Genomic DNA, 13,490 nt, shown 5'->3' with positions numbered 1-13,490 from the left:
TGTTCCTCCGGCAGAAAAGTTGCACACCGATGTGTGCGGTTCAAGTATCCGACAAAGGCATCTAGGGTAGCAGTGGTGATGGGCAAGGGGTTCGTCACTGCCGAGGATGTGTTGCCTGCTCGCGATGCCGAGACTGACGGCATGAGCCGAATGCCGGCGCGGCTATCACCCCCAAATTGGTACCCGACGAGGCTCTGGTGCTGATTTTGAGCTCATCGCGGGAGTGTCGCGCGATGCCCACATCGTCCTGTGACCGCCAATTTTCGCCCTCGTCACGAAGCCAGTGCGAAAGCCAAGTTCCGAGGGAACAACAACGGTCCGGCGTGGTTACCTAAGCAGCGGATCGGCCCTCGATGCCCTTGCATTTCCTTTCTATTGAAGGGCCGAGCGGTATCGCTGGTCCGCTCTTTCTTGGCCGGAGGAAGACCGGATTTCGCCAAAGCTGGCCGGCCATTTCGTACAGGAACAACCAAAACCGTGCGGCGTTTACTACCCACACAAACCCATCCCACAGGAGGACCAACCATGGCTAATACCACGACAAAGACACTTGACGATCTCTTCCTTGATACACTCAAGGACATCTATTTTGCAGAAAAGCAGATTCTCAAAGCGTTGCCGAAAATGGCCCGCGCCGCTCAGTCGGAAGAGGGCAAGGCGGGATTTCTGCAGCACCGTGACGAAACGCAGGGGCAGGTCGAGCGCCTCGAGCAGGTGTTCGAGCTCCTCGGGAAGCCGGCGCGCGGCAAGACCTGCGAAGCGATCCAGGGCATCATCGCCGAAGGCGAGGAAATCATGGAAGAGTTCAAGGGATCGGCGGCGCTGGACGCCGGACTCATTTCCTCGGCCCAGGCCGTCGAACACTACGAGATTGCCCGTTACGGCACTCTTGTCGCGTGGGCTAACCAGCTTGGCCTCAAGGATGCGGTCCCGCTGCTTAAGGCAAACCTCGCCGAAGAAGAAGCTACCGACAAGAAGCTGACCCAGCTCGCGCAGGCATCTGCGAATGCCAAGGGTAAGAAGGCCGCCTAAGCGCCCGGAGCCCGGACGACTATGCAGAAGGCCGCCGCTATCGCTGGCGGCCTTCCTGTTCCTTCACCGGTCGAGTTTTTAGCGGTCGGTACACTCATCCAGGATTTCCGCGATCGGCGATCGGACCGTTTCGATAACGCTCCCAAGATCGGGTGATTCACGAGATGGAAATGACTTCGAGTTCTTGACCGCCAACACTGACAACATCGCCCACTGCCTTGCCGACAAGGATGCTTGCCACGGGGGATACGAAGGAAATCGATCCGGCCTTCGGATTCGCTTCGTCCTCGCCCACGATACGATAGGTCTGCACCCGTCCATCGTCACGGCTGAAGGTCACGGTGTTCCCGAAGGCGACAAGTTCAGTCGATGTCGGCTCCGGAATCACTTGCGCAGTGCGAACCCGTTCGGAAAAATAGCGCAGGTCGCGCAAAGGCGTTGCTGCCTGCCGTCGCCGTTCGTTCACGTCTTCGATTGAGCGTGCGGCGTCGTAGGTTTCGCGCGCCTGCTGAAGCTGCGCTTCCAGCATCCCCAAGCCCGCTTGGGTAACGAGATTGGGATGCAACGAAATCGGGCGGTCAGGCAGCAGGGTTTCCGAGGCTGTTTCGAAACTCTCTTCCTTGGTGAAGGCAACGGCCAATTTCAAACTCCGTTCAGACGCGGTTCTGTGAGCAATACGTTTTCTGGATCGTGCACTCAACGGCAATCGGCGATGCTTCGGCTCTAGTGCGTGTCGCGCGGGCCTCGGCATAGCAGTCGATTGCGGACATAGGCGTGCCCGACGATGGAGGCCACCGTCTCCACGGCCAGTTCGTCATCGCCGCGACACCGCACGAAGCCTTCAAGCACTACATAATCGCCAAGCATCGATACCGTAATTTGCGTCCCGTCAAACGTAGACGCGGCTTGAAGTGCGCATTTCACGCTGGCTACTGTTGCTGCCGTGCAATGCCCGGCTTCGACGCTACTCAGCGACCATCCACTACCATCCAAACGCAGGACCATGCTCACCTCCAATTCGAAAAAGGAAGGCTATAGATTGGTAAATTAGCAGTCTATTAAATAAGACATGTGGGCGCCAACTGCTTTGTCGACCGTTTGCCGGTTGATTTTCGGTCTGGCGAGGATACCTCGTCGAGACAGGGATTCGCCACGCAGTGCATTTCAACCAGCGCATGAGGCAATGGTACGCAGGGTGCTTCAACCGCCCGGCGACTAAAGAGAGGAATGGGGCTCCATCTATGATGCGAGGCAGCATCGGAGCCGCAGCGAGAGGTCCGACAATGAGGATGCTAAAGGCAGTTGCACTAGGGTTGCTGATTTCCGGATGTCTTGGGGCTGCAAAGCCGCCTGCCGCGTCAGGCGACTTTGGCCATCAGACGCTTACCCTTATCAATAACTATCGGGTGAGCCGTGGATTAACTCCTCTAAAGGAGAATGCAACGTTGAAAGCTCTGGCACGGCAACACAGTCGGTCCCAGGCAACCCGACGAACCCTTGGCCATGATGGTTTCCGCCAGAGATCCGCCCAAGCCAGAGCTGCCGGCCTCAGCATCGTGTGTTCAGAAAACGTCGGTGTCGGCTATCGAAATCCGCAGCAGCTGTTTTACGGATGGAGGAATTCGCCGGGCCACAACACAAACTTGCTTCGACCTAACCTGCGATATGCAGGGGTCTCTGTTGTCGGCAGCTACTCGACGTTCTTTGCATGCCAATAGTATTCTGCGCGTAGGCTCGCTCAAGTGGCTGTGGAAACGAATTGCAGCAAAATCTGTGTCAATACGGCGGCATATATCTCCGCTAACCAAGGAGCAGTGACATGCCGACCTCAGTTTTGATTTCGGGCGCTGGTCCCGTTGGCCTGACGATGGCGGTCGAACTAGCGCGCTACCAAGTACCCATTCGTATCATCGACAAGGCTACAGCGCGCACAGACAAGTCGAAGGCTCTGGCTGTCTGGAGCAGAACGCTCGAATTGCTGGACGGGAGCGGTTGCGCCCGGGACCTCATCCAGGCCGGGCTTAAAACCCGGGCCGTCGTCATCATGTCAGGCACGAAAACAATCGCCCGCGTTGCGCTGGACGAACTCGATTCTCCATTTCCATTCGTTTTGATGGCGCCGCAGTCCGAAACCGAGCGCGTTCTCGAGGAGCGGCTTGCGTCTCTTGGCGTCGCGGTCGAACGAAATGTCGAATTCATCGATCTGGAACAGAGCGACCGGGGGGTGCGATGCAAAGTGCGCCGCCCGGATGGTGAGATCGAAGTTGTCGAGTCCGATTGGCTTATCGGCTGCGACGGTGCGCATTCGCCGATCCGCCACCAGCTTGGCATGCCGTTCGAAGGTGAAACGGTTCCGGGCAATTTCGTCTTGGCGGACGTCCATGTTTCGGGTCTGGAAGTGCCTGACGCCGAGTTTCCGATCTTCTGGCACAGGAGCGGCATGGTCGGCTTCTTCCCGATCGCCCGGGATCGATACCGGGTCATAGCCGATGTCGGCATCGGTGAGAAGCAGGAGCCGACGTTGGAAGACGTTCAGGTCATCGTCGATCAGCGTGGATCTGGTGGGATCAAGCTGACCGACTGCATATGGATCGCCTCGTTTGGCGTCAACGAGCGCAAAGTGAAGGAATTCCGCAAGGGACGAACGTTCCTCGCGGGGGACGCGGCCCATATTCATAGCCCCGCAGGCGGTCAGGGCATGAATACTGGCATGCAGGATGCATTCAATCTCGCGTGGAAACTGGCGATGGTGGTCAACGGCGATGCTAAAGCCGATCGCCTTCTCGACAGCTACGATGTCGAGCGCAGCGACAACGCCGCGCAGGTCCTTAAAGATTCAGGCCGGATGCTACGGATCGGCACCATGCAGAATGTAGCTGGTCAGGCCGTTCGAGATTTTCTCGTGCATCAATTGGTCGGACTGTCGTTCGTCGAACACGCTGCGGCCGAGCGTCTTTCGGAGTTGACGGTCGGATATGCACAGAGCCCCCTCAACGGCGGTGCCGCCAAAGGCGCAACCTTTGCGAAACCCGGCCAACGCATGCCGATCGATGCGCAGTATGGCGGCGGGAGCAGTCCTCGGTTTGTTGTCTTTGCCAACGACCGCAATCAGGCCGGGCCAACGCTGAAACGCTACAGCAACCTCGTCGAGGAGACCATCCGCGGGCCTTCCGGTGGGGAGGGTATCTGCCTGGTGCGTCCAGACGGCTATGTCGCGATGACGGCGCACGACGGTGAATGGGATCAGGTGGACACATATCTCGATCGGCTCACGACCACCTGAACCCACCCAGGCCATAGTGCACGCAGAGCTGAGAACCGGCGGATTGCTTGTCGATCTGAACCGGGCTCGCCGCAGATCCCTTTGTCGATGCGCACCATTGATCGCCGTGTGTGCTCTCGGTGTTGCGTGCATACAGCCACGCATCTTGCGGCGTTCGTTGGGAGACCGTGCACGACCTCCCAACTCCCGGACGACCTACTGTGGTGCCAAGCGTTCCAATTCATTCAGTCGCTTCATTGCCGCCTGTTGTCGCAGGAGGCCGTAGTTGATGTTGCTGGCGTTAAGCGTGCTGCCTTCCTGGTAGGGGAACTCCGTGAAGTCGGAGAAGAACTCCTTGATCTTCCCCTGTACAGGCACGAGTAGCCACATGTTCCGAGCGAGAAAATCTATCGCGCCTCCGCCCTCGTGAAGCCCACGCTCGTAGGGATCCATCCTCAGATTCGCGATATTCGCCCAACTCGGGATCTCTCGTGTCGCGGTCGCGATGTTGCCTTCGCTGTTGATCGCAAAGCTCAGCTTCCAGTCGTTCCAGCGGATTGCGTTAAGATTGCCACCCTGGTCGAAGTAGTAGACCGCGTCACGCGGGCCGGTCGTGACTTCGCCCTTCAGCAAGGGAACCAGATCATAGCCATCCAGGTGTACCTTGAAGTCCTTGGTTCCGGCCTTGAAGCCTGCCTTCATCTGCTCCTTGACGTCAGGAATCCCAGCGACATTTGCGAATGTCGGCATCCAGTCCATCAGGGTGACGATATCGTTGATTTCGGTTCCCGGTTTGACGACACCTGGCCAGCGAACCATCATGGGAATGCGGAAGCCGCCCTCCCATGTCGTGCCCTTTTCTCCATGGAACGGCGTCATGGCGCCATCCGGCCATAGGGCTATCTCCGCGCCATTGTCGGTGGTGTAGAGAACGATGGTGTTGTCCGCGATGCCGAGCTGGTCCAACTGATCGAGAAGCTGGCCAACGTGGCCGTCATGCTCGACCATACCGTCGGCATGGATGCCTTTACCGGTCTTGCCAAGCGAGTCCGGCTTCAGATGGGTAAAGACGTGCATCCGGGTTGCGTTGAACCAGACGAAGAAGGGCTTGTCTGCCTTCGCTTGGCGATCGATGAAGTCCTTTGCGGCTCCAAGAAACTCTTCGTCGACCGTTTCCATGCGTTTCGTGGTGAGCGCTCCGGTATCTTCGATCTTGCCATCCGCACTCGACTTGATCACGCCGCGTGGGCCGAACTGTCTGCGGAAGGCGGGATCCTTCGGATAGAAATAGCCTTCCGGCTCTTCCTCGGCGTTGAGGTGGTAAAGATTGCCGAAGAATTCGTCGAAGCCGTGCTTGGTCGGCAGGTGCTGGTCCTGATCGCCGAGATGGTTCTTGCCGAACTGTCCCGTTGCATAGCCCTGTGTCTTCATCGCGTCGGCGATGGTCGGCATCCAGTCCTGAATGCCGTGCGGGTCGCCGGGCATGCCGATCGTCAACAGGCCGGTCCGAAACGGTTCCTGTCCGAGAATGAAGGAGGCGCGGCCCGCGGTGCAACTCTGCTGACCGTAGGAATCGGTAAAGATCGCGCCTTCTTTTGCAATGCGGTCGATATTGGGCGTGCGGTAACCCATCAGCCCCATCGTGTAGGCGCTGATCTGCGGGATGCCGATGTCATCGCCAAATATGACAAGAATGTTCGGCTGTTTTCCGGATCCGCCCGCTGGAGATTGGGCAGGCTGCTGGGTTTGCGCGCTTGCGTGTTCAGTAGTCGATGCAACGGCAAGCGCCGTGATCGCGAGTGAGCTGCCTGCAAGCAGCAGATCGCGGCGGCTGACAGATGCTGGCGCATCGGTCGGTCGCCTGGTTTCACAATCTTTCATCGGGTGTACTCCTCAACGGGGAACTATACACCGGAAGCTTGCTTGTAAGCTGGCAGCTTCGGAAGTACGTTACGGTAAACGTCGCCGTAAATTCACGGCTCAAACGTGTAAGCCGGGGTGTGATCTACAGTCTCCGGTTCTGCCGCTGGGCGCCGCTCATCTTTCTCGGGGCGCACGAGTGTCAGTTCCAGGCGAATATCTTGCCCCAATCGTTCTTCATGTCCACGACCAGCCAGTTGCGGGCCTCGGCTTCATCCAGTGCCTTGTCCAGCTTTCCGAAAGCCGACTTGCGGTCATAGGCGTATTCACGAACCGCGTCTGTATGGTGGACGATCAGGCCGAAGCCGGGCGGTTTGGCGGTTCCCCATTGCAGCATCTCGTAGTCGCCATCGGAATTTCCCGCGACGAATATCGGTCGGCGTCCGATGAACATGTTGATGCCCACCGGCTTGCCGGGTCCGTCGTCGATGAAATCGATTTTTGGCAATCGCCTCAACACCGGCACGTCGTCAACCAATGCGTATTCGGTGACAATCGTGCTGCCAACGACCTGTTCGGGCGGGATACCGTACAGTTTCTGGGTAACGGGGCGCATGAACTCGACGCCGCCTCCCGAGACAATAAACGTCTTGAAGCCGTTGGCGCGCAGGTAATCGAGCAGTTCCCGCATCGGAAGATATGTCATTTCGGTATAAAGTCTGCCGGTCTTCGGGTGTTTGGCGGTCGCAAACCAGTCTGTCGCGATCTTGTTGAACTCATCCGTTGTCATTCCGGCATGGGTCGCCATGACAAGCTCGATCACACCCTTTTCTCCTGAAGCGGCGATCGCTTTCAGGTCGCCGCCCAAGACGCTTTTGAACGGCTCCTTGGTCTTCCATTCGGGATGTTGGGGTGCAAGCGCCCTCACGCGATCGAGCGCGAAGCCGAGTTGGATGTAGTATGGCTGCTCCGTCCAAAGCGTACCGTCATTGTCGAATACCGCAATGCGATCGTCCGGAGCAACGTAGCCGCTGCCGCCCTCGGTTACGGTTGCACTCACGAAGTCCATGATACGCGTCTTGGCCGACGTAGCGTTCCATGACGGAAGCGCATCTGCCGCAACGGCCGGGATCGCCAGCAACAAGACGACGGAAACGGAAGCGAAAATCTTGCTAAACGGCATACGGGATATGTACATCTCGGTCTCCTTCAAGCCGAAACCCTTTTGATGCAGCGGAATCCGACATGGCTTGTCGATGTATCTTCCGGTTCGGCGTGGCGCGCCGCGGGGCGGTAGCGGCGGCAATAGTTGGGCGCACACAGATGCGACCCTCCCTTGAGAACGCGCCGAGCAATGCGGATTTCCGGCTGGCGCGGATCATAACTGCCATCGATCGCGCCTCCGCGGGGGTTCTGCGGAATGCAGCAGGATTTCGCCGCTGGCTCCGCGTGACGAGTGGTCCAGTAGTCGCTCGTCCATTCCCAGACGTTGCCGATCATGTCGTAGAGACCATAGGCGTTGGGAGGAAACGACCGGACGGCGGATGTGCGCTCGTGACCCTTGGGTTTTGTCGACAGGGTCGGGAATGTACCTTGCCAGGTATTGGCCATCAGCTTGCCATCGGGTGCCAGCTCGTTGCCCCAGGCGAATTCGTTGTCGTCCAGGCCTCCGCGAGCGGCCAGTTCCCACTCGGCTTCGCTCGGCAGATCGAGCCCGGCCCAATCGGCGTAGGCTTTCGCGTCGGACCAGGCCACGTGGACAACGGGGTGATCAAGCTTGCCGCGTAGGTCACTCAGGCCGCCCAGAGGCCTGCGCCAGGTGGCGCCAAACTTGAAGGTCCACCATTGCCGGATGTCGGGTCCATCGACGCCTTTCGGCTGAAAGAACACCAACGATCCCGCACGCAGCATCTCGGGTCTAGCGCCGGGATAGTCTTTTGCATCCGGCACCTTTTCGGCCACTGTCACATGGCCTGTCGCATCGACGAACTCCATGAACTTACGGTTCGTGACAGGTATTTCGTCGATCCAGAAGCCGTCGACCGCTACCGGATGGGCAGGAGCCTCCTCCTTGTAATGATCGTTCGATCCCATGACGAACGTGCGACCGGGGATCCAGATCATGCCATCTGGCATCTCACCGGGAGAATGCTCGCCGTTGAATGCAAATGACATCGCCGCCTCCAGGTTTCGAGTTCGTCAGCTTCGCGCAATGCGATCCCGGATGGAAGTACTTTACAGTAAATGCCCCCGCATTATGCCAAAGATCCGACAGGCAGCTCCTGCCCGAATCCTAGTTCGGGTCGATGTTCACCACTTTGATTGCCTTGCGGCGATACTTGGCTTCGACTGCCTGCCGCAGCAGGGCGAACTGCAGTTCCAGAGCTGTGGTTTCGACGGACGATGGAAGCTTGTTTAGCTCATCGGCAAAACGCTCGAATTCCTTGAGGAGAAATGGGAGATCATTGCCTTCTGTGTCCATTGTTGCCGCCCTGCGATTCATACAAGCGATTCTTGCTTGCGAGTGTGTACACGCTCTCGCATCTGCTCGGTCCAAGCACCTTCGGAGTTGTTAATATCCAATGACCGATAATACGCTGATGACACAAAATGGCACGATCCGCTCGTACGTCATAGCGCGGCCGTGGGTCGGCCACGCTGAAGTCGGTACGTCCGAGGTCGGACTATCTAGCGAGTGCATGCGGGGCGAGCGCTGCGATCGCCTCCTCTGCAGCGCGCACGCCGCTTTCATAAGCGCCATGCGCGGTTGAGAAATCAGTTCGGTGTGTTGCTTCGCCAGCAAAGAAAATTCGACTGTCGAACGGTGTTGCCAGCGCGATTCGGGCTGCGGCTTGCCCCGGCAGGGCGTGGCTATAGCCGCCGCCGATCGATGGCGTGCCCGCCCAGTCGGAGCCAACGAGCGGCCGCAGGCACCGGCGCACCGACGAGCCGAACTGTGATGCAAGCTGGTCTATGGCGCGGTCGAACGCGGCGTCCTGTCCTTCGGCGGCAGCCCTCCTTGCTCCGGCGCCGCCCAGGAAGCATTCGATCACAGGCGATCCGAAAGGGCGAATGTAGTAGGTTCCGGTTGCCGGATCGCGTGGATTGCCGAGGACATGACTTTCGGCTGCGAACGGACTGCTGCCGACGATTTCCAGGTAGAGTTTTTCGTTGTCGCCCAGTGGCAGGCGCGCGGCGGCGTCACGCCATGGATCGAGCGACGATGGCAAGACAATCGTCTCGCCTGCGAGAACGTTCGTCGAAGCGGTGAAAATGACTGCGAGAGGCTGGATGGTGCCAACGGTGGTCTGTAGTGCGACACGCTGCCCGGCGAGCCTCAGGGCTTCGACGGGCGTCGAGAGATGAAGGTGCGCGCTGGCGGGCAAGCTTGCCGAAATCAGCGTGCCGTAGCCAGCCATTACACGCCAGTTGTGATCGGTCGATGCCGCATCATAGGCGGCATAGTCTTTCGCCGAGATACGCTCGAGTTCGTCGCCGCTGATGTATCCACTCAACGCCTGCAGATAAGGTCGCCAGGGCTCATCCTTGTCCAGCGCGTCCGAGGCTCTGTCGCTGGCTGGCGGTGTTGTTGAAATCTGCTCGCTCCACCGCGCAAACACGTGCCTTGCGGCTTCCTGGTCGGCTTTCGGAAAGCCGAGGTTGCGAAACTGTTCGCCCCATGCCGTCGCCCGGCGGTCGACCTCGAATCCACTTTCTTCGGCAATGTGCGTCCACGGGTTGCGGTCTCCCGAATGAAGCCAGCCGCAACCAAGATCGACAGCGGCGACCGGCGTCTTGAAAGTCCAGGCGCGTCCCCCGAGACGCGGCAAGGAATCGAGGATCGAAACGCAGAGACCGGTTCCTGCCAGACGTCGTGCAGCGCCAATGCCGGCCGCACCTGCGCCAATGATTGCTATGTCTGGTTCTGAACTCATTGCTGGAACTGGAGTCTGTGCGGGTGACCCGCATCATGCGCCAACTCCGGTGCGCCGCGCAAGTGAGCCTCGTGCTCCTTTGCGGGGGCACGTCCGCCGGCAATCTGCGGAATTACGCTTGCCGAAACAATGGCCGAACTACGTGGCGAATGCAGCATGTGGCGCAGTTTCGGTGTGGACTGCAAGGTATTGCACCTTGCATCCTACCTGATAAAATCCCAAAGGCTTGCTCGAGCAAGCCTTTGGGTCGGCGGCGTTTTTCGGTTCGCTGATTGGATGTGGCGGGGTGCGATGGATACGCCAAATACCTCGACGGTCAGCTATGGCGCCGAACCCGGATTGCGGTTCGCATTGCTGCTGGATGGGCGCGGCGGGTGCAGGCAGCTGGATATGGCTCAGGCCCGCGCTTGGAGGCCCGAGGATGGCGTGATCTGGTTGCACTTCGAGCGGGATCATGCCGCGGCGACCGAATGGGTGTGTCGAGAGAGCGGCCTGGATACCTTCGTCAGCGAAGCGCTTCTCGCCGAGGAGAGCCGGCCTCGCGTCGAGCCGGTAGACGAGGGGTTGCTGATCATCCTGCGCGGCGTGTGCGCAACCGCGCCCGACGAGGCGCAGGGGAAACCCACGGACATCGATCTCGTGCCCCTCCATCTCTGGGTCGACAGCAAACGGGTTGTGTCTCTACGCGATAGCGGCCACTACATCACGGCATTGCGCGACATTCGCCTCGCGCTTGAAAAGTGCAAAGGCCCGCATCGCACCGGTGACTTGCTGGCCCTGATTGGCGACAAGCTCGTGCGTGATCTAGAGCCGGTGCTCGACGGGATGGATGAAGAGGTCGACGAACTCGACGAGATGATCTTCCACGGCGACGCCAGCGCGGTGAGGGAGCGCCTTAAGCTGCTTCGCCGGCGCTCCGTCCAGCTTCGTCGCTATCTGGCGCCGCAGCGCGACGCCTTGAGCCGTATCGAGCACGACGACGCGCCATGGCTGCTGGAACGCGACAAGCTGCGGATGCGTGAAGTCATCGACAAACTGATGCGTTTCATCGAATATCTCGATGCGATCCGCGACCGAACCGGTATCCTCCACGACGACCTCTCGACGGTGATCAGCGAGCGCATCGCCCGCAATTCCAATCGGCTTGCAGCACTGGCCGCGCTCCTCCTTCCACCGAGTGTGGTCGCGGGTCTGTTCGGAATGAATGTCGGAGGGATTCCCGGCGTCAACGACACATGGGCGTTCATCGTCATTGTCGCGTTTGTAACGATCACGTCGGTTGCGACGCTCTGGGGGCTGCGACGCATCGGATGGCTTTAGGCACTGGCTGGTTCGTCACAAATCTGGACATTGATGGCGCGCCTCCCGCGCCACCCTTATCTCTCGCTGACCGTCAGTTCGCGGCGAAGCAGTAGAACAGGCCATCGCCGCCGGTTGTCTTGAACGCAGCCACCGTGCATCCGCCGCGCGTCGGGTGCGAAGAATTCCAAGACTTGGCCTCCGCTGAATCGTTCAGGCCGGTACGGTCGCTGTGTCCTACCACCGCGGCCCCGTCGGCACCGCCCATTGTCCAGTTGCCGCATGTCTCCGCCGCTGCGGTGCCGTCCGCCTTTGTTCCCGTCAGCATATCGTGCCGGTTCGGCGTGTCGCCGCGTCCGCTGATGACCTGCCCCTTTTCGTCGAGTGCTGTCTGCTTGGTTATGCTGTTGCTGTCGCCATGCAGCGAGGCAACGGAGTCAGCGACTTTCTCGCCCTTGGCGTTGTACCATGGCCCGGCGCCGATGCGATCCTTGGCGTTCTCCGCGTCGGTCGACAGGTAGGCCTTCCAGGTCTTGCCGGTCGAGCCGGCGGCCGCCGCAAGCGTGTTGCAATAGGCATCGGCGCCGGCGAGCCCGCCGAGATCTCCACCCTTGCCTGGATTTACACTGGTGACAAAGAAGCTCATCGCGGTGTCCTGGGCCTGGGTGCCGACGGCTGAGCAGGCCAAGGCGGCCGCAACGAATACAAACCTGCGCTTCATGGTGTCTCTCCCCGGTTGAATTTCAAGCAGGGCGCAGCGTATTTCAGCTTGGCATCAGCGTAAAATCGAAATCGCGTGATGAGGGCGCCCGGCGGGCGGGCGCCTCTCGAAGTCTACTGGATTTTCGCCTGCAAGGCGTTGACCTCGTCCGTTGTCATTTCGCCGTCGGTCGTAACCTTGCCATCGGCGATCTTCCAGAGGCGGAAGGGACCGGTGATGTCGCCATGCTTGTCGAAGGCAACAGGACCGATCACGCCTTCGTAGCGGATCGGCTTGCCGTCCTTGATAAGGTCGAGCGCCTTGGTGAACTCTTCCTTGCCGGCATAGATCGGCGTGCCTGCCGGATCGACGGCCTTGAAGATAGCATCCTTGATCTTGGCGGGATCCTCTGATCCAGCGATGGCAATTGCCAGCCCGACGATTGCGCCGGCGTCATAGGAGCGGTCGGCAGCCGGGTTCGATGGCTCGATACCGGAAAACTCCTTGTAGTTCTTCGTGAAATACTCGGTGGACGCCGTCGGGCTGGTGCCGGAAGAGGTGCCATAGGCATCCTTCAGATAGTCGGCGCCGACGGAATCGATGAAATCAGGGCTGTTCATGCCGTCATTCAGCAGGAACTTCTGGACGCCGCCCTGCGAAATCCAGGTTCTGGCGATCGTTGCGCCGTCGACAGGGGTGCTGACGAGGTAGAGGCCGTCGGGCTCACCACCCATGGCAGCCGTGACTTCGGAAGCATAGCTCGACTGTTTTTCGTTGTACGGCGTATCGGAAACGATCGTGCCGCCGAGCGCCTTGTAGGCACGCGAAAACTCCGCGACCATGTTGACGCCGAAGTCGTTGTTGACGTGGATGATCGACAGCTTCTTGAAGCCCTTGTCGATGGCGTATTTTGCTGCGGCAACGCCCTGCAACGCATCCGAGGTGATGGTGCGGAAGAAGATTCCGTTCGTCTTGCCGTCGCGGCCGAGCGCCGTCAGCGTCGGGGAGGAGGAAGCAGGCGATACCTGGACGATCTTTGCCGGCGCGGTCACGGATGTCAGGATCGGGATCGACACGGAGGAAATGATCCCACCGATGATGACCGGAACCTTCTTGACCTGCACGAGCTGGGTGGCAGCATCGACGGCGACGTTGCCTTGGCTCTGGCTGTCGCGCGTATCCGTCACGAGGTCGCAACCGCGTACGCCGCCGGCGGCGTTGATGTCACGGAACGCCATCTCGACTGATTTTGCGCCCGCCTGGCCGTATTCGCCGGCAGGACCCGTCAGTTCCATCACGAGACCGACGGTGATCTTGCAATCAGCGGCATTGGCGGCACCTGCTGCTGTCAGCAGCGCCAGCGCCGTGGAGATTTGAAATATCGTCTTTCGCATTTTTTGTT

At 59.5% G+C, this 13,490-nt stretch carries 13 protein-coding genes; 4 read left to right on the top strand and 9 right to left on the bottom strand.

What is annotated here, in order from left to right; translation table 11 throughout:
* Positions 1-525: 525 nt before the first annotated feature.
* A complete protein-coding gene (locus ASC90_RS03895; protein WP_056535613.1) occupies positions 526-1,032 on the top strand; it encodes a ferritin-like domain-containing protein in 507 nt (168 codons plus the stop codon).
* Between the two features lie 157 nt (positions 1,033-1,189).
* On the opposite strand, the gene greA is transcribed toward ASC90_RS03895, so the two are convergent.
* Positions 1,190-1,672 (bottom strand): transcription elongation factor GreA, encoded by a 483-nt coding sequence (gene greA / locus ASC90_RS03890; RefSeq protein ID WP_056535610.1) that lies wholly within the window; start codon positions 1,670-1,672, stop codon positions 1,190-1,192.
* Positions 1,673-1,755: 83 nt separating this feature from the next.
* On the bottom strand, positions 1,756-2,037 hold the full coding sequence (locus tag ASC90_RS03885; RefSeq protein ID WP_056535608.1) for a hypothetical protein: 282 nt from the start codon (positions 2,035-2,037) through the stop codon (positions 1,756-1,758).
* 170 nt (positions 2,038-2,207) lie between these two features.
* Between ASC90_RS03885 and ASC90_RS27605 the strand changes: the two genes are divergently transcribed.
* Together ASC90_RS27605 and ASC90_RS03880 are read left to right on the top strand one after the other, a co-directional pair.
* Entirely contained in the window at positions 2,208-2,750 is a 543-nt protein-coding gene (locus tag ASC90_RS27605) for a CAP domain-containing protein (RefSeq protein WP_348270860.1), read from the top strand.
* A 101-nt stretch (positions 2,751-2,851) separates the two neighbouring features.
* Complete coding sequence (locus ASC90_RS03880) at positions 2,852-4,315, top strand: FAD-dependent monooxygenase (RefSeq protein WP_056535606.1); 1,464 nt, start codon at positions 2,852-2,854, stop codon at positions 4,313-4,315.
* A 195-nt stretch (positions 4,316-4,510) separates the two neighbouring features.
* Here the strand turns inward: ASC90_RS03880 and ASC90_RS03875 are convergent, their stop codons facing one another.
* From ASC90_RS03875 to ASC90_RS03855, 5 genes are all read right to left on the bottom strand, one after another.
* Complete coding sequence (locus ASC90_RS03875) at positions 4,511-6,175, bottom strand: arylsulfatase (RefSeq protein ID WP_056535603.1); 1,665 nt, start codon at positions 6,173-6,175, stop codon at positions 4,511-4,513.
* Between the two features lie 181 nt (positions 6,176-6,356).
* Positions 6,357-7,337, bottom strand: coding sequence for an HAD family hydrolase (locus ASC90_RS03870; RefSeq protein WP_244480293.1), 981 nt, complete (start codon positions 7,335-7,337; stop codon positions 6,357-6,359).
* A gap of 26 nt (positions 7,338-7,363) precedes the next feature.
* On the bottom strand, positions 7,364-8,329 hold the full coding sequence (locus tag ASC90_RS03865) for a formylglycine-generating enzyme family protein (protein ID WP_056535598.1): 966 nt from the start codon (positions 8,327-8,329) through the stop codon (positions 7,364-7,366).
* 118 nt (positions 8,330-8,447) lie between these two features.
* Positions 8,448-8,636, bottom strand: coding sequence for a hypothetical protein (locus ASC90_RS03860; RefSeq protein WP_056535595.1), 189 nt, complete (start codon positions 8,634-8,636; stop codon positions 8,448-8,450).
* A gap of 202 nt (positions 8,637-8,838) precedes the next feature.
* A complete protein-coding gene (locus ASC90_RS03855; RefSeq protein WP_056535593.1) occupies positions 8,839-10,089 on the bottom strand; it encodes an FAD-dependent oxidoreductase in 1,251 nt (416 codons plus the stop codon).
* A gap of 291 nt (positions 10,090-10,380) precedes the next feature.
* Between ASC90_RS03855 and ASC90_RS03850 the strand changes: the two genes are divergently transcribed.
* Entirely contained in the window at positions 10,381-11,409 is a 1,029-nt protein-coding gene (locus ASC90_RS03850) for a CorA family divalent cation transporter (RefSeq protein ID WP_056535736.1), read from the top strand.
* A 73-nt stretch (positions 11,410-11,482) separates the two neighbouring features.
* Here the strand turns inward: ASC90_RS03850 and ASC90_RS03845 are convergent, their stop codons facing one another.
* Together ASC90_RS03845 and ASC90_RS03840 are read right to left on the bottom strand one after the other, a co-directional pair.
* The gene (locus tag ASC90_RS03845) at positions 11,483-12,109 is read right to left on the bottom strand and encodes a hypothetical protein (RefSeq protein ID WP_056535590.1); all 627 of its coding nucleotides are present in this window, start codon (positions 12,107-12,109) and stop codon (positions 11,483-11,485) included.
* Positions 12,110-12,222: 113 nt separating this feature from the next.
* Complete coding sequence (locus tag ASC90_RS03840; protein ID WP_056535588.1) at positions 12,223-13,482, bottom strand: ABC transporter substrate-binding protein; 1,260 nt, start codon at positions 13,480-13,482, stop codon at positions 12,223-12,225.
* Positions 13,483-13,490 lie beyond the last annotated feature (8 nt).

The sequence above is a fragment of the Rhizobium sp. Root1220 genome (genome assembly GCF_001426265.1).
In the GTDB taxonomy this organism is placed as follows: domain Bacteria; phylum Pseudomonadota; class Alphaproteobacteria; order Rhizobiales; family Rhizobiaceae; genus Rhizobium.
The sequence above is the reverse complement of the archived record's forward strand: the minus strand, read 5'-3'. Positions and strand labels throughout refer to the sequence as shown.

What these genes read in the sequence shown, in the direction of transcription:
- ASC90_RS03850 (WP_056535736.1), top strand. Translation starts at nt 10,381, where the DNA reads ATGGATACGCCAAATACCTCGACGGTCAGCTATGGCGCCGAACCCGGA.
- ASC90_RS03895 (WP_056535613.1), top strand. Translation starts at nt 526, where the DNA reads ATGGCTAATACCACGACAAAGACACTTGACGATCTCTTCCTTGATACA.
- ASC90_RS03880 (WP_056535606.1), top strand. Translation starts at nt 2,852, where the DNA reads ATGCCGACCTCAGTTTTGATTTCGGGCGCTGGTCCCGTTGGCCTGACG.
- ASC90_RS03855 (WP_056535593.1), bottom strand. Translation starts at nt 10,089, where the DNA reads ATGAGTTCAGAACCAGACATAGCAATCATTGGCGCAGGTGCGGCCGGC.
- ASC90_RS03845 (WP_056535590.1), bottom strand. Translation starts at nt 12,109, where the DNA reads ATGAAGCGCAGGTTTGTATTCGTTGCGGCCGCCTTGGCCTGCTCAGCC.
- ASC90_RS03885 (WP_056535608.1), bottom strand. Translation starts at nt 2,037, where the DNA reads ATGGTCCTGCGTTTGGATGGTAGTGGATGGTCGCTGAGTAGCGTCGAA.
- ASC90_RS03865 (WP_056535598.1), bottom strand. Translation starts at nt 8,329, where the DNA reads ATGTCATTTGCATTCAACGGCGAGCATTCTCCCGGTGAGATGCCAGAT.
- ASC90_RS03875 (WP_056535603.1), bottom strand. Translation starts at nt 6,175, where the DNA reads ATGAAAGATTGTGAAACCAGGCGACCGACCGATGCGCCAGCATCTGTC.
- ASC90_RS27605 (WP_348270860.1), top strand. Translation starts at nt 2,208, where the DNA reads ATGAGGCAATGGTACGCAGGGTGCTTCAACCGCCCGGCGACTAAAGAG.
- ASC90_RS03860 (WP_056535595.1), bottom strand. Translation starts at nt 8,636, where the DNA reads ATGGACACAGAAGGCAATGATCTCCCATTTCTCCTCAAGGAATTCGAG.
- ASC90_RS03870 (WP_244480293.1), bottom strand. Translation starts at nt 7,337, where the DNA reads ATGCCGTTTAGCAAGATTTTCGCTTCCGTTTCCGTCGTCTTGTTGCTG.
- ASC90_RS03840 (WP_056535588.1), bottom strand. Translation starts at nt 13,482, where the DNA reads ATGCGAAAGACGATATTTCAAATCTCCACGGCGCTGGCGCTGCTGACA.